The sequence below is a fragment of the Gammaproteobacteria bacterium genome, assembly GCA_029882975.1.
GTDB lineage: Bacteria > Pseudomonadota > Gammaproteobacteria > SZUA-152 > SZUA-152 > JAJDNG01.
The window spans coordinates 41,212-61,127 of the sequence record JAOUJW010000024.1 but is presented as its reverse complement, the minus strand read 5'-3'; the positions used below and the strand labels follow the sequence as shown (position 1 = coordinate 61,127).

General features: G+C 49.2%; 17 protein-coding genes. 7 read left to right on the top strand and 10 right to left on the bottom strand.

Translation table 11 applies throughout. From position 1 onward, the window contains the following. Positions 1–3: 3 nt before the first annotated feature. The 3 genes from mreD to OEY58_16235 all read right to left on the bottom strand — a co-directional run bounded on the left by mreD (position 4) and on the right by OEY58_16235 (position 2,536). Positions 4–492 (bottom strand): rod shape-determining protein MreD, encoded by a 489-nt coding sequence (gene mreD / locus OEY58_16245; protein ID MDH5327007.1) that lies wholly within the window; start codon positions 490–492, stop codon positions 4–6. Continuing rightward, entirely contained in the window at positions 492–1,385 is an 894-nt protein-coding gene (gene mreC / locus OEY58_16240; GenBank protein MDH5327006.1) for a rod shape-determining protein MreC, read from the bottom strand. Before mreC ends, mreD begins: the two co-directional genes overlap by 1 nt. A 98-nt stretch (positions 1,386–1,483) precedes the next feature. Beyond that, positions 1,484–2,536 (bottom strand): rod shape-determining protein, encoded by a 1,053-nt coding sequence (locus tag OEY58_16235; protein MDH5327005.1) that lies wholly within the window; start codon positions 2,534–2,536, stop codon positions 1,484–1,486. Between the two features lie 150 nt (positions 2,537–2,686). Here OEY58_16235 and gatC point away from each other — a divergent pair, with 150 nt between their 5' ends. The 7 genes from gatC (at position 2,687) to OEY58_16200 (ending at position 12,556) form a co-directional block, all read left to right on the top strand. Beyond that, a complete protein-coding gene (gene gatC, locus OEY58_16230) occupies positions 2,687–2,974 on the top strand; it encodes an Asp-tRNA(Asn)/Glu-tRNA(Gln) amidotransferase subunit GatC (GenBank protein MDH5327004.1) in 288 nt (95 codons plus the stop codon). Between the two features lie 64 nt (positions 2,975–3,038). Continuing rightward, the gene (gene gatA / locus OEY58_16225; GenBank protein MDH5327003.1) at positions 3,039–4,493 is read left to right on the top strand and encodes an Asp-tRNA(Asn)/Glu-tRNA(Gln) amidotransferase subunit GatA; all 1,455 of its coding nucleotides are present in this window, start codon (positions 3,039–3,041) and stop codon (positions 4,491–4,493) included. 64 nt (positions 4,494–4,557) lie between these two features. Continuing rightward, positions 4,558–5,997: an Asp-tRNA(Asn)/Glu-tRNA(Gln) amidotransferase subunit GatB gene (gene gatB / locus OEY58_16220; GenBank protein MDH5327002.1), complete on the top strand. Its 1,440-nt coding sequence runs from the start codon at positions 4,558–4,560 to the stop codon at positions 5,995–5,997. A gap of 176 nt (positions 5,998–6,173) precedes the next feature. Then, positions 6,174–6,824, top strand: a complete 651-nt coding sequence (locus OEY58_16215) for a response regulator transcription factor (GenBank protein MDH5327001.1) — start codon at positions 6,174–6,176, stop codon at positions 6,822–6,824. Between the two features lie 107 nt (positions 6,825–6,931). Beyond that, positions 6,932–8,896 carry a TonB-dependent receptor gene (locus OEY58_16210; protein MDH5327000.1) on the top strand — a complete coding sequence of 655 codons (1,965 nt, stop codon included), beginning with the start codon at positions 6,932–6,934 and terminating at the stop codon, positions 8,894–8,896. 20 nt (positions 8,897–8,916) lie between these two features. Then, a complete protein-coding gene (locus tag OEY58_16205) occupies positions 8,917–9,852 on the top strand; it encodes a hypothetical protein (GenBank protein ID MDH5326999.1) in 936 nt (311 codons plus the stop codon). Beyond that, entirely contained in the window at positions 9,845–12,556 is a 2,712-nt protein-coding gene (locus tag OEY58_16200; GenBank protein ID MDH5326998.1) for an ATP-binding protein, read from the top strand. The genes OEY58_16205 and OEY58_16200 overlap by 8 nt, the downstream gene beginning before the upstream one ends. A 26-nt stretch (positions 12,557–12,582) precedes the next feature. On the opposite strand, the gene OEY58_16195 is transcribed toward OEY58_16200, so the two are convergent. From OEY58_16195 to hemA, 7 genes are all read right to left on the bottom strand, one after another. Continuing rightward, complete coding sequence (locus tag OEY58_16195; protein MDH5326997.1) at positions 12,583–14,154, bottom strand: diguanylate cyclase; 1,572 nt, start codon at positions 14,152–14,154, stop codon at positions 12,583–12,585. Between the two features lie 35 nt (positions 14,155–14,189). Further along, entirely contained in the window at positions 14,190–15,077 is an 888-nt protein-coding gene (locus tag OEY58_16190; GenBank protein ID MDH5326996.1) for a substrate-binding domain-containing protein, read from the bottom strand. 188 nt (positions 15,078–15,265) lie between these two features. Then, positions 15,266–16,006 (bottom strand): molybdopterin-synthase adenylyltransferase MoeB, encoded by a 741-nt coding sequence (moeB, locus tag OEY58_16185; GenBank protein ID MDH5326995.1) that lies wholly within the window; start codon positions 16,004–16,006, stop codon positions 15,266–15,268. Positions 16,007–16,056: 50 nt separating this feature from the next. Then, positions 16,057–16,467 carry a hypothetical protein gene (locus OEY58_16180; GenBank protein MDH5326994.1) on the bottom strand — a complete coding sequence of 137 codons (411 nt, stop codon included), beginning with the start codon at positions 16,465–16,467 and terminating at the stop codon, positions 16,057–16,059. Between the two features lie 86 nt (positions 16,468–16,553). Then, on the bottom strand, positions 16,554–17,450 hold the full coding sequence (prmC, locus tag OEY58_16175; protein ID MDH5326993.1) for a peptide chain release factor N(5)-glutamine methyltransferase: 897 nt from the start codon (positions 17,448–17,450) through the stop codon (positions 16,554–16,556). Next, positions 17,440–18,528 (bottom strand): peptide chain release factor 1, encoded by a 1,089-nt coding sequence (prfA, locus tag OEY58_16170; protein ID MDH5326992.1) that lies wholly within the window; start codon positions 18,526–18,528, stop codon positions 17,440–17,442. The genes prmC and prfA overlap by 11 nt, the downstream gene beginning before the upstream one ends. A gap of 47 nt (positions 18,529–18,575) precedes the next feature. After that, a complete protein-coding gene (gene hemA, locus OEY58_16165; protein MDH5326991.1) occupies positions 18,576–19,835 on the bottom strand; it encodes a glutamyl-tRNA reductase in 1,260 nt (419 codons plus the stop codon). Between the last annotated feature and the right edge of the window lie 81 nt (positions 19,836–19,916).

Here is a 19,916-nt window from a genome sequence, read left to right as displayed (position 1 = left end):
GAGTTAGCGAATTTTATAATGGCGGCGGTAAGCGCGTAGTATCATGTAGGTGAGAGGCCACACCAACATGCTACTTAAGGAAGGAAGCCAGTACGACATGCCTTGAGCGGTAACACCGGTCATGCCTTTAATCCAAAGAGAGAGCATCTGGTACAGTGCTACCAGCACAAGAATACTCATCGCTTGTTGCCATAATGGAAAAATACGAATGCGCAGATGCAGTTTAATGCCTAAATAGGCTATAAACGCCATTGCCAGAGCATTTTGGCCCAACAAAGCGCCACTGGCCACGTCATACATCAGGCCCACCACCCAAGCGGCAAAAACCCCAACCCGGTCCGGTAAGGCGATGACCCAGTAGATCAGCACGATAACAACCCACAAGGGGCGGAAAGATTCCAGCCAGGAGGGCATGGGGATCATGGACAGAATTAAAGACGCAATAAAGGTCAATAAAATCAAAAAACCGCCTTGATGTTTCACCAGGGCCATTATTGATCTTCCTTTTCAGTCGCTTCGTTGCCGCTTGTAGTTTTGGCTTGTTCATTGGCTTGAATTTGCAAGAACTCGTCAGTCCAGACCAGCAGTACCTCCCGGCTGGTTTCCAGTTTGGCAGTTGGTTTCGCAGTGACTACCGCATAGGATTGTGACGGGTCTTTTTGTACCGAGGTGACTTTGGCAACTGGGTAGTCTCTGGGGTAGCGCCCCCCCAGGCCGGAGCTGGTTAACAAATCACCTACTTCTATATCAGAGCTGTTGGCCAAATAGGGAATTTCCAGCACATCCGGGCTGCCATTGCCTACCGCAATGGCACGTAAACCGTTGCGGTTAATATGTACCGGAATAGCATGGTTGGGATCGGTAATTAACATGGCCGTACTGGAAAACGGGCCCACGTGAATGACCTGACCCATCACACCTTCCGCATCCAGCAAGGGTTGGCCACGGTAAACATCTTGGCGACTGCCCTTATTGATGACGATTTTGCGAGTAAACGGATCCGGATCCACGGCCAATAGTTCCCCGATTAAGACATTCTCATTTACTTTCTTAGACGATTGGAGCAATTCGCGCAGACGAATGTTTTCGACCTTGAGTGCGGATAATTTTTGCAAGCGCGCCAGTAACAAGGTGTGCTGCACGCGCAGGCGCGCGTTTTCTTCCAGTAAGGTTTCTCTGGAGGCCAATTGATCTGTGGCCCACTCGCCGGCGGAAGTGGGTATATTGACCAAGTATTGTATAGGGTAGACAAAAACGGATAGGGCGCTGCGGATGGTTTCCAGGTGATGTTGTCTATGATCCATTACCATAAGAATGACGGAAACCACCGTCACAATCACCAGGCGGCTGGTAATAGACGGTCCCTGTACAAATAGAGATTTTATTGTAAACCTCCAAACAAATGGTTAATCGGTGCGCTATTGTAAAACCACATAATAATCTGTCTGAGTTGTCTATACGCATCGCGTTTCCGAGAACCCACTTACTCTGTGGTGAATACATCCAGCCCGGTTTCGTCGATCATTTCCAACGCTCTGCCTCCACCTCTTGCCACGCAGGTCAGTGGGTCTTCGGCAATAATGACGGGTAAACCGGTTTCTTCCATCAGCAGGCGATCAAAGTCTCGTAACAAAGCACCGCCTCCGGTGAGTACCATGCCGCGCTCGGCGACGTCCGCACCCAGTTCCGGCGGGGTTTTCTCCAGTGCGGTTTTCACAGCACTGACAATGCCTGCCAAAGGTTCTTGTAACGCTTCCAGGATTTCGTTGCTGTTCAGGGTGAAACTGCGGGGAATACCTTCGGCCAGATTGCGTCCCCGGACTTCCATTTCACGAACTTCGTCGCCGGGATAAGCGCTGCCGATTTGGTGTTTGATTTTCTCTGCCGTAGCTTCCCCTATCAGGGTTCCGTAATTTCTGCGCACATAGTTGGCGATGGCTTCGTCAAATCGGTCGCCGCCGATACGTACCGAAGCGGAATAAACAATACCTGCCAGTGAAATGACAGCCACTTCCGTGGTTCCGCCGCCGATATCCAGAATCATACAACCGCTGGCTTCGTGAACCGGCAAACCTGCGCCAATGGCGGCTGCCATGGGTTCTTCGATGATATATACCTCACGGGCACCGGCGCCGGCGGCCGATTCCTTGATGGCGCGGCGTTCCACTTGAGTGGAACCGCAAGGTACGCAGATCAGAACCCGAGGGCTGGGGTGTAAAAACTTGAACTTGTCTTTATGGACTTTATGAATAAAGTGCTGCAGCATTTTTTCGGTAACTGTGAAATCGGCAATAACCCCGTCTTTCAATGGGCGGATAGCCTGAATATTCCCCGGGGTACGCCCCAGCATGCGTTTGGCTTCAATGCCCACTGCGGCAATACTTTTCGGCCCGTTTGTACCTCGTTCCGTTCGAATGGCGACCACTGACGGCTCGTCCAGAACAATGCCTTGTCCTTTGACGTAAATCAGAGTATTGGCCGTCCCCAAGTCGATGGACAGGTCGTTTGAAAAGGCTCCACGTAAATTAGAAAACAATCCCAAGGTGCTGATCTCTTAGTAAATTAATAATAAAAACAAGGTTGCGCTAATTTATCAATGCCTAGGGCTTTGGGCAAGGCACCATTTATGATAAGTTCTCACTTTTCCTTCAGGAAAAGAATAAATTGCCACCAGGATGATCAATCTATGTCCCTAGATAAAGATGACGTTGTAAATATAGCTCATCTTGCTCGCCTTGCTATCAATGCAAAGGATATACCAGAATACGCAAAAAATCTGTCCAGTATTCTTGATTTGGTAGAGCAGATGCAGCAAGTGAACACCGACAGTGTGGAGCCTATGGCTCACCCCTTGGACAGCACTCAACGGTTACGCGAGGATGCAGTGACAGAATCCAACGAGCGGGATCTGTTCCAGTCAATAGCACCCGCCGTTGAAGCAGGTTTGTACTTAGTGCCAAAGGTTATTGAGTAATCAAATTGCGTATTTAACATACAGCAATAGCGTACACACTTCATTCCACAAAAACGGATTATAAATGCATAATAAAACAATTGCTGAACTTTCTTCACTATTAGTTCAAGGAGACCTGAGCAGCGAAGAAATGTGCCAACATTTTTTGGATCGCATTGAAGCCTTGGATCCAAAACTCAATAGCCTCATCAGCGTGACGGCTGATATTGCCAAGGAGCAGGCGAGAGCAGCTGACGCCCAACGACGTGATGGTCAGGCGGGTCCTTTAACAGGTATTCCTCTAATCCATAAGGACATCTTTTGCACCAAAGGTGTTCGGACCAGTTGCGGTTCGCGCATGCTGGACAACTTTACTTCGCCTTATGATGCCACGGTGGTCAGCAAGTGTCGCGCAGCGGGCACGGTAATGTTGGGCAAGGCCAATATGGACGAATTTGCCATGGGTTCTTCCAATGAAACCAGTTTTTACGGGCCGGTGAAAAATCCGTGGAATTTGGACGCAGTGCCGGGTGGCTCTTCCGGTGGTTCAGCTGCAGCGGTAGCCGCACGCTTGGCCCCGATCGCTACAGGGACGGACACGGGTGGCTCCATTCGCCAGCCCGCCGCCCTGTGCGGCATAACGGGCCTGAAACCGACCTACGGGCGTGTTTCCCGTTACGGGATGATTGCTTTTGCTTCCAGTCTGGACCAAGCCGGTCCCATGGCACGCAGTGCTGAAGACGCCGCTTTGTTATTAACGGCGATGGCGGGGTTTGATACCCGAGACTCCACCAGTGTGGATCAGGCGGTGCCGGACTACAGTCAATCGTTGAACGATTCCATAGACGGGTTAACCATTGGCCTGCCCAAAGAGCATTTTGGTGAAGGTCTGGATTCCCAAGTTGAGCACGCCGTGCAAACTGCAGTGAAGCAATACGAATCCATGGGCGCCAAAGTGGTGGAGATATCTTTACCCAATACGGCTTTGTCCATTCCCACCTACTATGTGGTCGCGCCGGCCGAGTGTTCCTCCAATCTATCCCGCTTTGACGGAGTTCGGTTCGGCTACCGTTGTGAAAATCCTAAAGATCTGGAAGATTTCTACAAGCGCAGCCGTGGTGAAGGATTCGGCGAAGAAGTGAAGCGCCGTATCATGATAGGTACATATGCTTTATCGGCCGGTTATTACGATGCTTATTATCTAAAAGCACAAAAACTGCGGCGCTTGATCAGTGAAGATTTTAAGCAGGCATTTAAGCATGTGGATGTAATCATGGGGCCCACCACGCCCACACCGGCCTTTAATCTGGGTGAGAAAACCGATGACCCGGTCACCATGTATTTAAACGATATATATACCATTGCAGTGAATATGGCCGGGTTACCGGGTATGTCTATTCCTGCCGGCTTCGCCAACGGACGCCCGGTGGGATTGCAGATCATCGGTGATTATTTCTCAGAAGCGAGGCTTTTAAATGTGGCCCATCGGTTTCAATTGGAAACGGACTGGCATCAACGCATGCCGGCGGGTTTTGAATAAAACCGATTAGCCGCAAAAACAATAGCCGACAACAATTGAAAAGCGAAACGAATCTAAGAAGGGTATAACAATGCAATGGGAAGTGGTCATTGGCTTGGAAATTCACGCGCAGCTCGCCACCAAAAGTAAAATATTTTCCGGTGCGTCCACTGCCTACGGCGCACAACCCAACACGCAGGCCTGTGCAGTGGATCTGGGTTTGCCGGGGGTGTTGCCGGTATTAAATACCGAAGCGGTACGCATGGCGGCCAAGTTTGGTCTGGCCATTGGCGCCAAGGTGGCGCCGCGGTCGGTGTTTGCACGTAAAAACTATTTTTATCCCGATTTACCGAAGGGCTATCAAATCAGCCAATATGAGTTGCCCATTGTGGACGGTGGTCATATTGATATCGAACTGGAGGACGGTAGCGTCAAAACCATCGGTGTCACACGAGCCCATTTGGAAGAAGACGCGGGTAAGTCCTTACACGAGGACTTTCATGGCTTGACGGGTATTGATTTAAACCGGGCCGGCACTCCCTTACTGGAAATTGTTTCCGAGCCGGACATGCGATCCGCCGCCGAAGCTGTAGCCTACATGAAAAAAATTCATTCCCTGGTGCAATATTTGGAAATCTGCGATGGCAATATGCAGGAAGGCTCATTCCGTTGCGATGCCAATGTTTCGATTCGACCCAAAGGTCAAAAAGAATTTGGTACCCGAACCGAGTTAAAGAATATCAACTCCTTTCGCTTTGTTGAAAAAGCCATCAACTACGAGATTGAGCGTCAGATCGAACTGATCGAAGGTGGCGGCGTAGTCGTGCAACAAACCCGTCTGTACGATCCGGATGCGGATGTCACTCGGAAGATGCGTGAGAAAGAAGAAGCCAACGACTATCGTTACTTTCCCGACCCGGATCTATTACCCGTAGAGGTTAGTGAAGACTATTTACAGCAAGTCAAAGCAACCTTGCCCGAGTTGCCCGATGAAAAGAAAAACCGTTATATGGAACAACTGGGCTTGAGCGCCTATGACGCCGGGGTGATTACCGCCGGCCTGGCGCTGGCGAATTACTTTGAGGCGGTGGTTAAGGAAACCGACGAACCGAAGTTGTCGGCCAACTGGATCATCAGTGATTTAACCGGTGCATTAAACAAAAATAATCTCAGTATTCAGGACAGTCCGGTAAGTGCGCCTATGCTCAGTAGTATGATTCTAAAGATCAAGCAAGGCGATATCACTGGCAAAATGGCCAAACAGGTATTTCAGGCACTTTGGGATGGCGAAGGGGATGTGGACACCATTATTGAAAAACGCGGTTTGAAAGTGGCTGATTCCTCAGAGGTGGAAAAAATCATTGACGATATTATTGCCGCCAATCCCGGCCAGGTGGAGCAATATCGATCCGGCAAAGACAAACTGTTTGGCTTTTTCGTGGGTCAGGCCATGAAAGCGACCAAGGGGCAGGCTGATCCCCAGCAGGTTAACGAGTTGCTCAAGAAAAAGCTCTCCGGCGAATAGAGAAAGCCCTAAAATCAATGGGATGCTGTTGATTTGCTATAGTACATTTGTACTAGGGCCTTAGTTGTGTATAAAAACCGCTTTTTTCTGTGTACAGTTAAAATGTCCATGCAGAGCTTGCTGAATAACTCTGACCTGTGATTGTCTGGGTAGCTGAGACGAAAGAGGATAAACCGTTGAAAATTTTAGTTGCCGATGACCATGTATTGATCCGCGAGGGAATTCGCAACACCCTCCAGGAGATCTCCGCAGACGTTGCCATTACAGAAGCCGGTAATGGCAAAGAGGTTTTGGAGGCTCTACAGTCGTCGCCCGCATTTGATATTGTGTTGCTGGATCTGTACATGCCGGAGACAGACGGCTTTGAACTGTTGGGTCAGCTTGCAGAGAGTTATCCGGATACGCCGGTGGTAATTTTATCCGCATCCAATAAGAAATCCGATATGCGTCGTGCCTTGGATCGAGGTGCGTTCGGTTTCATACCTAAAACCACTCCACACGATGTTATGCTTAACGCCATCAAGTTGGTGATGTCCGGTGGTGTTTATGTGCCCCCCGATCTGATGAAAGCCGATGACGACGAAGACGAAGCAGAAGAAAACGCCACCAAGATCGATGACCACGAATTAAAAGAAACGCTCACGGATCGTCAATTTGACGTATTGGTACTGTTGGCCAAGGGAAAGCAAAATAAGGAAATCGCTCGCGCGCTGGGGGTGTCTCAGCATACGGTAAAAATTCACGTGACTGCTGTTTTTAAAGCACTGGGAGTGAATAATCGAACTCAGGCGGTGATTGCGGCCCAAAAGATGGGTTTGGCGGTTTAGCGGCTTTTCAGCTTTCATGCTATCTTAGCGCCTTTACGAATAATGGTTTGCGCCGGTGCCTATCAATGTTCCTCATAAGAAAGACCTCATGCCCTGCAAGTTGTTCGGTGAAAAATTATGTAGGAAACCAGTTCAGTCGGTGGCTGCTGGGAATGACTCTGGGGTTTTCCCAGGGGGCCATAGCCAACGAATTCAGCGAGGATGATTTTTTAGCGGATATACCCGTGGTGGTTTCGGCCAGTCGTCTATCGCAACCTAAGTCTGATTCTCCCGCATCGATTACCATCATCAATCGTGAAATCATCGACGCTTCCGGTGCGGTGGAGTTGGTGGATATTTTGCGATTAATCCCAGGGTTTCAAGTGGCACATGTCAGTGGTAACAGCTTTGCTGTCACTTATCATGGTCTTTCATTTGGCTTTCCCCGAAAGTTTCAAGTCATGGTGGACGGACGTTCCGTGTATCGACCCCTTTTATCCAATGTGGACTGGGCCAATTTGGGTGTGGCCTTGGAAAACGTGGATCGCATTGAGGTGGTACGAGGGCCGAACGCACCGGCCTATGGTTCCAACGCTTTTTTGGGCTCTATAAACATTGTAACGCGTCAGGCCTTTGAGGATCACGGTAGTTTGTTTAAAGTGATCCGCGGAACCCAGAGGACCGATAATGTGTTAATGCGTCATTCTGATAGTTTGGGTGATTTGGATTATCGAGTAACGGTCAGATCGCAGCGCGATGAAGGGTTTAACGCGGTGGTGGATGATAAAACCGTGAAGGACGTGGATATTCGCGGACAGTATACTCGCAGTCAACGGAATTTATTGGACTGGAGTCTGGGCTATGTGCATGGTCAGTTAGGTCTGGGGTTTGAAAATAACCCACTGGACCCGGCGCGAGAGAAGGATGTTAGAAGTTCTCATGCGCATTTACGTTGGACTCGAACTCAATCCAATACGGATGAGTTTTTCGTACAATTGTTTTATAACCGGCATGAGCAAAGGGATGAGTACACCGTGGATACCGCCGTTCTGGGTTTGCCAAGCGAGCTGGTTAATGTCGGTCAGCAGGATGGTTTGGCGGACCGAACCGAGTTGGAGGCGCAACACAATATTCGTCCTTTTGCCGGAATGCGGTTTGCCTGGGGTGGCAGCATGCGCCGCGATCGCATTAAAGGCCAATATATTTTGGACAAGGAAGGTTATATCAGCGCCCGCAGCGCCAATGTATTTTTTAACGGTGAGTGGCAATTGTGGGATCCTGTCTTGTTGAATTTTGGGTACATGGTAGAACAGTCCGACCATCGACGTCGTTTTAATTCACCACGTCTGGCATTAAATTACAAATTGAATTCCAATCATACGTTTCGTGTGAGTGGCTCACGGGCGCATCGAGCGCCATCTTTATTCGAAGCCAACCATCGTTGGGTAATCAGAGATAGCGCAGGGTCTGCCTATGTGCTCTATGCCAGCGATCCCAATTTACAACCGGAAAAGATTATTTCTTTAGAGGCGGCGTATCTGGCTGAACTGCCGCAATGGAATATTACCTTTGATATGAAGTTATTTAAGGAGGAACTGCGTAATCTGATTCTCGCACCGGAGGATTCCGGCGGGACTAAGGTATGGTCCAATAATGGTTACGCGGATACGGAGGGGGTGGAGTTTCAACTGGGGTACCAGCCCTGGTCACGGTTCAAAGTGGGCTTGCAGTATTCCTATGCTAAAACCCGCGGTGTTTTGATGAGTAAAATAAACCCGAATGTGGTCACTGATGCTGCCGACAATGTACCTAGGCATACCTTGAGTTTCAATCTGAGACACGATTTGAATTCAAACTGGTGGGGCAGTCTCAGTTTTTATCACGTATCCGATATGGAATGGGAAGGAGATGGTGACTACATAGATGGGTATTCGCGCTGGGATGCGCAGATCGTCAAAAAGCTGCGGTTCGGACTGGATTCCTCAAGTGCCCGTTTTATTATCCACAACGTCCTGGATGATGAATATGCAGAGTTCAGGAAGGAGAATACCTTTGGCCGACGTTTTTACATTAAGTTCAGTGCGGACTTCTAGTTCGTAGCGCCGGTGCGGCTATGGTCTTTTCACGCCTGATTCCTTGTTGCGTTTTAGTTTCCGGATTGTTTTTATCCGGCGCCATTTTTTTTGCGCACGCAGAGGAGCCGGGCAACGCAACCGTTCATGTGGTGTTTAGCAGCAATTCCAGTTCTTATGAGCGAGTGAAAGACGGGTTTGTTCGGGGTGTTCAAGACGGCAGCGCAGCCAAAATTCGCTATTACACATTGAGTGATATGGCGTCGTTAAGTCAGTCATTGGCTGTGCGTGACCTGGTAATTACAGTGGGTGTTAATGCCGCGGAGGTTGTGCTGGGTTCTGATTTGGCCGCTGCCGGTATTCTTTGTGTGTTTATTCCTAAGACCGCTTTTGAGTCTTTGGTACGTGCAGATCCGGCAAAACGTATATCCGCCATCTACCTCGACCAACCGTTTGAGCGGCAATTAAGTTTAGGGCGGCATTTATTGCCTCAGGCGACAACGGTGGGAGTCGCCTTTGGTGCTGTTTCTTCAGCGCGGCAGTCGGAAGTAGCACAGGCAGCACGTCAATTGAATTTGGAGTTACAGTCGGTTCACATTGGTCCGGGCAACTTCGTAAAGCAGATTCGGCCTTTGTTAAAGAGCAGTGATGTTTTTCTTGCTATACCCGATCCGCAAGTCAACTCGCCACGCCAGGCTAAATGGTTGCTCTATTCCGCCTATCGGCAAAAGGTGCCCGTGTTGGGGTTTTCTAAAGCCTATGTCACTGCCGGGGCTTTAGCCGCCGTATTCAGTACACCAGAGCAGATTGGTAAGCACTCCGCGGAATTGGCGCAGGCATTTCTCATTGGAGAATCTTGGTCCGAGTCCGTGTTTCCCAAATACTACAGTGTGGAGGTAAATCATTCGGTCGCTCGGTCTCTGGGAATAAAAATACCCGTAGGTATAGATGAGCCGGGGGTAAACAGTTATGAATAAATACCTGTTTAAGAAAATGGGTATCCGTTCCCGAGTATTGACGCTGGCCATATTCCCCGTGTTATTGATAGCCGTGTCCATGGCCTACTACACAGCAATAGAACGTTTCTCCGATTCCGAGCGGTACTTACGCTTGCGGGGCCAGGCATTGGTGAAACACTTGGCCTCAGCTGGTGAATTTGGTTTGTATTCGGGGAACAATAAAATGCTGCAAAGCTTGCTGGACTCCTCGGCACGGGACGCCGATGTGGAAAAGTTAGTGGTCTTTGATGCAGCCAATAAGGTGGTGGCACAAGCGGCGGGGGCGGCGGTTTCGAATGGTACATCTGATAGTCCATTTCACTACAGTCAGATCGTGTTTGAATCGGGAATTGATGTGACTGATTACGAATCGGACCTGTTTGCCGTTGCGCCGAAAACGGGGCAACCCCTGGGGAAAGTATTGGTGGTGATGTCTCCCGTGCATGTGCATCAGGAGCAACGGCAAATCCTGGTGAATTCGGTCATGTTGGTTTTATTTGGCTTAGGTGTCAGCGTGTTTTTGGCCTTATGGGTGGGTAACAGTGTTATTCGTCCCATCATGAATCTGTCCGCTGGTGAGAAACGCTTACGCAGTGGTGATTTTTGCGTCAGAGTGGAAGAGAGTTCCGGTGGCGAGTTGGGCGCTCTGGAATCCGGTTTCAATGCTTTGGCGGTCGCCTTGCAAGAGGCAACCCAGGATTTACAGCAACAGGTGGCCAAGGCCACTGAAGCCTTAACTCATACCGTGGCGCAATTGGAGCAACGTAATGTGGAACTGGACTCCGCCAGGAACGATGCCTTGTCGGCCAGTAAAGCCAAAGCGGATTTCCTTGCTAAAATGAGTCACGAAATACGCACGCCCATGAATGCGGTGTTGGGTTTTACCCGCTTGTTGCATAGGACTCAGCAGACGCCTGATCAGTGGGAATATACCCGCACGATTCAAAGAGCGGCACTACAACTGCTAACGGTTATTGACGATGTACTGAGTTTTTCGCGGTTGGAATCCGGTGCTATAGAGCTGGAGTCCGTCCCCTTTGAACTAACAGGCGTGTTGGAAGATGTTGTCAGTATGCTCAGCGCTACCGCGCACGATAAAAAGCTGGAATTGGTGTTGTTGGTACATTCGGACGTGCCTCGATATATCTTGGGTGATCCCGCTCGCATAAGCCAAATACTCACCAATCTGGTGAATAATGCGATTAAGTTTACTGAACAAGGCAGTGTTGTGGTGCAGGCAGAGCTGGAGTCAGAAAGCACGGATGGGCAAAAGGGTAACTTTAAGATCGCGGTATTGGATACCGGCATTGGCATAGACAGCGCTAATCTGGAACAGTTGTTTAAGGAGTTTTCCCAAGCGGATTCGTCCATTTCCAGAAAATTTGGGGGAACCGGTTTAGGCTTAACTATCGCGCGACGTTTTGTTGAAATGATGAACGGAACCATGGGGGTGGACAGCGTCCTGGGTGAAGGCAGTCGGTTTTGGTTTACACTGCCGTTTGAGGCGGTACAACCGGAGCGGGAGGATAGTTACGCAGAGGCCCAGCCTCTGCAGGGTAAGAATGTGATCATCTACGACGACCATTCTTTTTCCCGTCGTACCCTGAGAAACAATTTGATCTTTTTAGGGGCCGGTGTGTTCGTGGCACGTGATCAAAGTCATCTGCAAAAAATACTGGCAATGCAAGGGTCGACATGCGATCTGACTATGATTGGGTTGAGTAATGAGGAATTACATCAAGAGGAGTTATACCAAAATCATGATGTTGCTGCTACGAACAGCTTAATTGCACAAGTCCGGGCCGGTTTTTCCGGTCCGGTGGTGGTGTTAGCGAACCGCTCCGGAGATGAGCTGTTGTCTTGTGCGGGTTATGGTGGAGAAACGTTGTGTTTGTCCAAGCCGGTACGTCGGGACCGCATGCGCAGAGTGATCTCCAAATTGCTGGGAACTAGGTCGGATCCTCAAGTCAGTTTTCAGGATGACGGCGGAACGCTATCACTGGATGGTTTAAAAGTGCTGGTGGTGGAAGATAACCCCTTTAACCGAGACCTGATTCTGACTTTGTTGCGAGGCCAGAGTATTGAACCCGTTTTGGTGGATAACGGCTTGAAAGCGGTGGATGCTGCTGAAGCCCGGCTATTTGATGTTATTTTTATGGATATCCACCTACCGGGCATTGATGGGGTGGAAGCTGTTAAACGCATCAAAGCCGGAAAAGGCATTAACGAACAAACCCCGGTGGTGGCTTTAACCGCGGATGTATTTGCGGATTCGGAACAGAAACTGGCGCAAATGGGTTTTGAGGATGTTTTGTTAAAACCCATTATAGAAGAGCAGTTGTGGAATGTGTTGCTGGGCATAAAAAAAGGGTTGAACCCCAATGGTGTTGATCAATCAGAGCAAGAAGCGCAAAGTTCTCCTGCCACTCAATCGGCGGCAGTGGCTCAGGGTATGGAAAACAAGCTTACCGCGGAGTTGCAGCGACTGGGGCAATTATTACGAGCGGCATGTGACAAGCGCGATCCATTGCAGCTAAAGGATTATGTGCATCAGCTAAAAGGTGTGGCCGGTTATTTCGGTTTGCAAAGCATGACGGTATTGGCGACTCAAATGGAGGGGGCGCAGGGGGATTGGGATCAATTCCTGGGTTTGTTGGAGGAATTTGAACGCCACCTTGATTGAATGGATACGCAGGGTGAAACCCGTCTTTACGACGCGTCACGCGTTTCATCACCGGCATCAACAGCGGATTGCATTTTAATTTGATTTCTACCGTTCACTTTTGCTTGATACATGGCCTTATCGGAATGGAACAGTAAATAGGTAAGTGCTTTGTCAGAGGGAAGGTCTAACTTGGCGATGGCGACGCCGATGCTGGCGGTCAAAGGAATGATCAGGTCTTTATAGTGTACCTCGTGGGCTTCTATGGATTCTCGTATTTTCTCTGCGAGCACCATTCCGCCATTGTTCATTTCAGTACTACTCAGAATAAAAAACTCTTCACCACCGATACGAAAGACATAGTCGTTGGCGCGGGATATGTCACGTAACAGCTGGGCTACTTGGGTCAGGCATTGGTCGCCGCCCAAGTGGCCATAGCGGTCGTTGATTTGTTTGAAGTGATCCAAGTCCAGCAGGATACCGGTTAAATACTGCTTCTCCCGCTGTGCCTGACTTAATACCTTGGGGAACACCTCCTGTAAATAGCGGCGATTATATAAGGAAGTCAACGCATCGGTGATGGCGGATTCTTCCAGTTCTTTATGGATTCTATCGATTTCCGCCTGTTTGTGACGCAACGCAGCCAGCATTTCCACAAACATATTGGATAGCTCGCCGATTTCGTTTTTTAGGACAGATTTGTCCATATTAGGGAATTCACCTTTAGCGACAGCCTTAGTCATGCGCATGAGTTGATTCAAGGGCGAAGAAAAGTTTCTAAAAATGGCCAAGCCCATACCAAACACTGCCAAACTACCGGCGAAAATCACCAAAAGTACGAATCGAGTGAGACGGCCCAGTCCTTCCAACAAATCTTGTTCGGAGACACCATACCAGATTTGAGGTGCGGTACTGACCATTCTTGGTCCAATACGATTGACTCGGTAGACGTTGCCATCCACATGGGCTCTACCTTTTTCGTCTGTAACAAAGCGTTTGTTTATTGCTTGCTTTAGACTGCTGATTAATACTTTTTCCTGTTCCACCAGGAATAAGAAACCGCCACTGCGTTCACGAATATTTTCCAGCCAACGGTTGTTTAACAAATGGGTTAAGGCTACCAATCCCAGGCTGGTATTTTGATAAATGACCGGTGCCCACGATACCAACTCCATACCGTTGGCTCCATTGTAATAAAACACTTCTTCATTGGAGTTTTGACTGTGTTTGATCAAAGCCGGTGCCAGGGTGGAGTTTTTATTCCCTGAGATGATCTCGCCGGAATTACTGATGATAAGATGGTTTTCCACAGGTAACCATCCGAACTGTCGTTTGTAGAGCGTTTCCAGTGCCGAGGAGTCTGTACCCACTTTGGCAATCATGAACAAATATTCTTTAACTCGAATATCGTCTCGCACAATCTCCGTATAGTGCACCAACTCCTTTTCTTCCAGTTCCAGATTGGCTTGTAACACTTGCGCGGTAGCGTTTGCGCTTTCTTCTGCCTGTGTGAGGATAACTCCGCGTGTATAAATATAAGTTAACGATAGGGTGCCTGTCAGAAAAACCAACAGCCCTATGGTATAGATGGTCAGGCGAAATCGATAAGTGTGAATCATACCTTTAAACGGGTTCTCAGCGACCCTGGATTTTCCTACGGGTCCAGAGCTACCAGCCCTGCCGGAGCTTTATTAAACGGTAGTAAATTGTATTGTTTGGCAACCTGTTTGAATGCCGCACCGGTCTGGGCGCTTTTTATCAGCTTTACTACATCCGGTGATGGTTTGGCATCTGTAACCGCAGACAAACGACGAAAAAACGGATATTTTCCATTACGCAGATTCTCGGCGGTGGGAGCGATCCCGTCCACAGTGAGAACCTTTATTTTGTCGCTTTTCTTAAATTTCCAGGTGGAACCGGTGTGGCCGATAGCGCTTTTAAAATCGCTGACCCTTTGAACCATGGCGGCAGCGCTTTTCACATTGAGACGTTCCTGGCGGAATTGATCGGCATCAGGGAGTATGGTTTTCCAATGACCGGGGCGATCTTTGCAATGTAACCGGGTGACCACAACAATCGGGGTATCCGAGCCACCGATTTGTTTCCAATTGATAATGTCGCCCCGAAATACGGCTTGTACCTGTTTTTTGGTGATGTTCTTAACCGGATTATTGGAGTTGGTTAAAATCAGAATAGGTTCGTATGCCAGGGGATACACTTTGAGATTATTTTTGCTGATTTCCTCGGGGGATAAGGGGCAGCAGACGAAACCAAAGGTTTCCCGGGTAGGGCTATTTTGTTTGGCTGCCTTAATGCCTGCATTACAACCGACTCCCAGCATGGAGTTTTCGCCAAAGAGAATAATGTCTCGGCCAGTGGCCTTTTCCAGTTCAGGTTTTAACGCATCAAACACGATCCACGCAAAATGTGCTCCGGCCCCCATTAATGGGGTTTTATCAGTATTGCTATTGGCGCTGCCGGTGAACAGTAAGACTGCACAGATAGTAATAATACTGATAACGTAGGAATACCTGGTTTTCATCCTAGTGTGCCCTTAACAGTAATGATTTTATTTGATACTGCGGTGTTTGAATGATGGTGTTATAAACGGAATTATCGGTCCACATTTGCGAAACCTTTAATCCTATGTTATTGAAATGTACAATATTTTTTTGAAGACAAAATTCTTGGAAAAAGCGGTAAACAGTAGTCGATTGGAGGTTCGACGTTTTATTTGCAGACCGGGCAGGCGGGGTCTTTACGAAGTTTAATGCTACGCCATTCCATGGTGAACGCGTCCAATACTAATAAACGACCGTTTAGGTCTTGGCCCATATTTAGTAATACTTTAATGGTTTCAGTGGCTTGGATGCTGCCAATAATTCCGGTTAGCGGCGCTAAAACGCCTGTTTCGCTGCAGCGTTGTTCTAGTTCGGCATCTTCTACTTTGTACAGACAACGATAGCAAGGGCCTTCACCATCATTTCGAAATACAGTTACCTGTCCCTCCATCCGAATAGCCGCACCGGAGATTAGGGCAGTCCGGGTTTGTACGCATAGGCGATTCAGCAGAAAACGGGTTTCAAAATTGTCGCTGGCATCCACAACAGCATCCACCTGGGTAATGAGGTCGTGTAATTCCTCCGGGCTGAGTTTGTGTCCGTGTAAATGCAGTTTAACCTCAGGATTCAAAGCCTTGAGAGTTTTTGCGGCGGACTGGGTTTTGGGTTCACCCAGGCGTTCGCTGGTGTGAAGTAGCTGCCGTTGCAAATTACTCAAATCCACCGTATCAAAATCGCATAAATCCAACTGTCCTACACCGGCGGCGGCCAAATACATAGCAGCCGGAGAGCCCAGGCCGCCCATGCCAATAATGGCCACACGGGATTCCAGCAAGGTGGTTTGGCCCTGGAATTCCAGTTGCGGCAGCATAATCTGGCGCGCATAGCGCAATAGCTGTTCGTCATTCATAGTGATTAGAGTAAGTGGTTTACATCCTTGCGGCCCAGTGTATCAAGCTTTTAGTTGTAATTCCTATAATAAGGCGGTCGTTCGTCACGGCAACCGTGCTCCCGGTTGGCGTATTTACTGGTGAATATTTCTGTCGTGGATTTGGAATCGGAATGGTCATAGCCTAAGTTGGCCAGTTGGGTTTCCTCACAGTAATAAATCAGTGCCCGGCGAATTTTATTGAAAAGGCTGTTGTCCAGATGGTAGCCCACTTCCCTAAGAGCTTCTTCCAAGGCGCGCAAGGTGACATATTTTATATTGTATTCAATATGGAGCAGACGATTACTGAGAGGGCGTACTTGGGTAATTCCGGGTACATCCAGCAGCAACATTGCCGCTGACTTGGCCTGGTCCGAGTCCGGATGTATCGGGCAGAAAGGAATATCCCTTCTTTTTAACAATTCATCGTTCAGTATACCCATACATTTAGCATACTATCCGGGCAGGAATTATCAAGCCCCGAAACGTGACGGAATCAAAAAGTGTGGGCTTGTTAATACTCTCTACATCATTTCGGGTTCCCTGAATCTTGAGCGGAATACTGCGCCATACAAACCCGGTCGTTGCCGCTGTAGTCGCGTTCACATTGGATTGCCTGAAAACCGTGTTGGGTCAAACAGTCGCAGACATCGCGTGCCTGGTTATAACCGTGTTCCAGCAACAGCCAGGCTCCCGGTTTTAGGTGATTCCCCCCTTGTCTGATAATGGTGCTCAAATCTTGTAAGCCAAGATTGTCGGATCGAAGCGCGGTAGGAGGTTCGAAAATTAAATCGCCGCTGTGTAGATGCGGATCGTCCGGCGCTATATAGGGGGGGTTGGATACGATCAGGTCAAAACATCGAGATGCAAATGGGTTAAGCCAGTGGGCTTGTACAAAAGAAACATTTTTGATTCCCAAGCTGTGGGCATTACTTTGGGCGATTCTGAGTGCGGCGGCAGACGTATCCGTAGCAATAATATGGCAAGCGGAACGTTCCTTGGCCAAGGCCAGGCCAATAGCACCGCTGCCGCATCCCAGATCAGCAATCGTGTAGTGGGCGTCGTTGGGGATACGATCCAGGGCCAATTCTACCAGTCGTTCCGTTTCCGGTCTTGGAATTAAGGTGGCCTCGGACACCTGTAAATCCATAGACCAAAACTCTTTACGTCCCACAATATAGGCAATGGGTTTACCTTCGTGTCGCTGTTGAATCAGTCCCTGGTACTGTTGCCATTGTTGCGGCTCCAGCCGTCGTTCCGGCCAGGTTCTTAAATACGTTCGACTTTGCTGCAGGCAAAAAGCCAGCAAAATCTCCGCCTCCAGGCGGGCGCTGGTTTGATGCAGTTGTTCAACGGCGTGGTTTAAGGCGGTGGCTATACTGGGAGGGGCGCTGCGAATACAACTGCTGTTGTCATCAGTTTTCATCGCTCATAGACGCCAGCAGTTGCGCCTGATGTTCGGCGGTCAAAGGGTCGATCAGCATTTGCACCTGACCGTGCATAAGATCTTCCAGTTTGTACAGAGTGAGGTTAATACGGTGGTCGGTGACGCGTCCCTGAGGAAAATTATAGGTGCGAATACGTTCCGAACGATCTCCTGAGCCCACCAGAGATTTACGGGTTTGGGCTTGTTGCGCCGCTTGTTTTTCCTGTTCGACCGCATGAATACGAGCTTGTAACAACGACATGGCACGGGCACGGTTTTTATGTTGAGAGCGTTCGTCCTGACACTCCACCACAATGCCGGAGGGCAGGTGGGTAATGCGGATGGCCGAATCGGTTTTATTCACGTGTTGACCGCCGGCGCCGCTGGCTCGAAAGGTGTCCACTTTCAAATCGGCCGGACTGATGTCCGGTAGTTCCACTTCAGGGATTTCCGGCATCACGGCTACTGTGCAGGCGGATGTATGGATGCGGCCCTGAGACTCGGTTTCCGGTACCCGCTGAACCCGATGTCCGCCGGATTCAAACTTGAGTTGAGAATAGGCGCCCTGGCCAATGACACGGAGAATAAGTTCCTTGTGTCCGCCGTGTTCGCCGGGATTGTCATTGATGGTTTCCACTTGCCAGCGTTTGGTTTCAGCAAAACGGGCATACATTCGATACAAATCGCCGGCAAATAACGCAGCTTCATCGCCGCCGGTCCCGGCACGAATTTCCAGAAATATATTGTGCTCATCGTTAGGATCCCGGGGGAGCAGCAGTTTTTGCAGTTCCAATTCCAGTTCCGCTTGGCGGGTTTTACCGTGTTCTATTTCTTCCGCACCCAGCTTACGCATTTCCGGATCGCTGTCCTTGAGCATGCCCTGGGCCTCTTCAATGTTTTCCAGGGTTTCCTGATAACGCATAAAACACTCGACCACCGGGCCGATTTGCGCATGTTCTTTGGAGAGGTCCCGAAATTTATTTTGGTTGCTAATAGTTTCAGGGTCTGCCAACAGGGCATTGATTTCTTCAAGTCGGTCAACAAGCTTTTCCAGCTTGCTGCGTATGGACGCTTTCACTCTATTTTCCTTTGGGTTCCGAGATGCGGGTGCATCGAGGCGGTATTCTAGTCGGAGTTGCGTAGATTGAACAGTTCCTGAGCCGCTTTCAGCAACTCAAAACGGCCATCATAACCTGCCTGTTTTAATTGCGTGCTGGGTTCGTGGATCAGCTTATTGGTTAAGCGATTAGCCAGTTGTTCCATTACTTGTGCCGGGTCTTTACCGGATTGAATCAATTGTAAAGCTCGCTGCAATTCCTGGTCACGCTTGATCTCTGCTTGATCCCGCACTGCGCGAATAGTGCTGACAGACTCCAAAGATTGGATCCAGTTCATAAAATGGGATACTTGGGTGTCGATGATTTCCTCAGCTTGGGCGGCCGCTTCTTGCCGGGATTTGAGTCCTTCCTGAATGATTTCCTGGAGGTCATCCACGGTGTACAAAAATACATCGTCCAAATTACCCACTTCGGCTTCAATATCCCGGGGAACCGCAATATCCACCATGAGCATGGGGCGGTGTTTGCGTATTTTCAGGGCGCTTTCCACACTGCCTTTGCCCAAAATAGGTAGAGGACTGGCGGTAGAGGAAATAATCATGTCCGCTTCAGCCAAGTGACTGGGAATTTCCGGCAATGAAATGGCATAAGCATTAAATTCGGCTGCAACCGAGCGGGCTTTTTCCACCGTCCGATTGGCAATAATCATACGTCCTATGCCGCTCTCGTGCAGATGCCGGGCGGTGAGTTCTATGGTTTCGCCGGCACCGATAAGCAGGGCGGTATGATCCTGGAAATTGCTGAAAATTTGTTTGGACAGGTTGACTGCAGCAAAGGCGACAGATACCGGACTGGCGCCGATAGCGGTATCGGTTCGCACTTGCTTAGCAACAGAAAAAGTGTGCTGAAACAGACGGTCCAACAGGCTGCCTAAAGTTCCGGCATCGGATGCGGTGCTGTAGGCATCTTTCATTTGGCCCAGAATTTGGGGTTCGCCCAATACCAGTGAGTCCAGGCCGCTGGCAACTCTCAACGCATGCCGAACGGCAAGCTGGTCCGGGTGCGCGTAAATGTAGGGGTTGATGTCGTTTTCGCCCAGGTTATGGTAGTCGCTGAGCCAGCGGGTGATCAGGTCATGGTTTTGCTGGTCCATGCCGCAATATAATTCGGTACGATTGCAGGTGGATACAATAGCGGCTTCCTGGATATGCGGTCGGGATACCAGATCTTTGAGGGCGTCAACAACTTGACCCGGATCAAAAGCCACTTTTTCGCGAATAGCGACAGGCGCGGTTTTGTGGTTGATCCCAAATGCTAAAATCGACATTGCTGACTATATCTCTAACTCTAAAATGATCGAAATGATAATTCCGGGTTCTGGTTTGTTGCTAATGCAATCTGTTTGTGA

What these genes read in the sequence shown, in the direction of transcription:
- OEY58_16200 (MDH5326998.1), top strand. Translation starts at nt 9,845, where the DNA reads ATGAATAAATACCTGTTTAAGAAAATGGGTATCCGTTCCCGAGTATTG.
- mreD (MDH5327007.1), bottom strand. Translation starts at nt 492, where the DNA reads ATGGCCCTGGTGAAACATCAAGGCGGTTTTTTGATTTTATTGACCTTT.
- OEY58_16195 (MDH5326997.1), bottom strand. Translation starts at nt 14,154, where the DNA reads ATGATTCACACTTATCGATTTCGCCTGACCATCTATACCATAGGGCTG.
- OEY58_16190 (MDH5326996.1), bottom strand. Translation starts at nt 15,077, where the DNA reads ATGAAAACCAGGTATTCCTACGTTATCAGTATTATTACTATCTGTGCA.
- prmC (MDH5326993.1), bottom strand. Translation starts at nt 17,450, where the DNA reads ATGAAAACTGATGACAACAGCAGTTGTATTCGCAGCGCCCCTCCCAGT.
- gatA (MDH5327003.1), top strand. Translation starts at nt 3,039, where the DNA reads ATGCATAATAAAACAATTGCTGAACTTTCTTCACTATTAGTTCAAGGA.
- OEY58_16180 (MDH5326994.1), bottom strand. Translation starts at nt 16,467, where the DNA reads ATGGGTATACTGAACGATGAATTGTTAAAAAGAAGGGATATTCCTTTC.
- hemA (MDH5326991.1), bottom strand. Translation starts at nt 19,835, where the DNA reads ATGTCGATTTTAGCATTTGGGATCAACCACAAAACCGCGCCTGTCGCT.
- gatC (MDH5327004.1), top strand. Translation starts at nt 2,687, where the DNA reads ATGTCCCTAGATAAAGATGACGTTGTAAATATAGCTCATCTTGCTCGC.
- OEY58_16205 (MDH5326999.1), top strand. Translation starts at nt 8,917, where the DNA reads ATGGTCTTTTCACGCCTGATTCCTTGTTGCGTTTTAGTTTCCGGATTG.
- moeB (MDH5326995.1), bottom strand. Translation starts at nt 16,006, where the DNA reads ATGAATGACGAACAGCTATTGCGCTATGCGCGCCAGATTATGCTGCCG.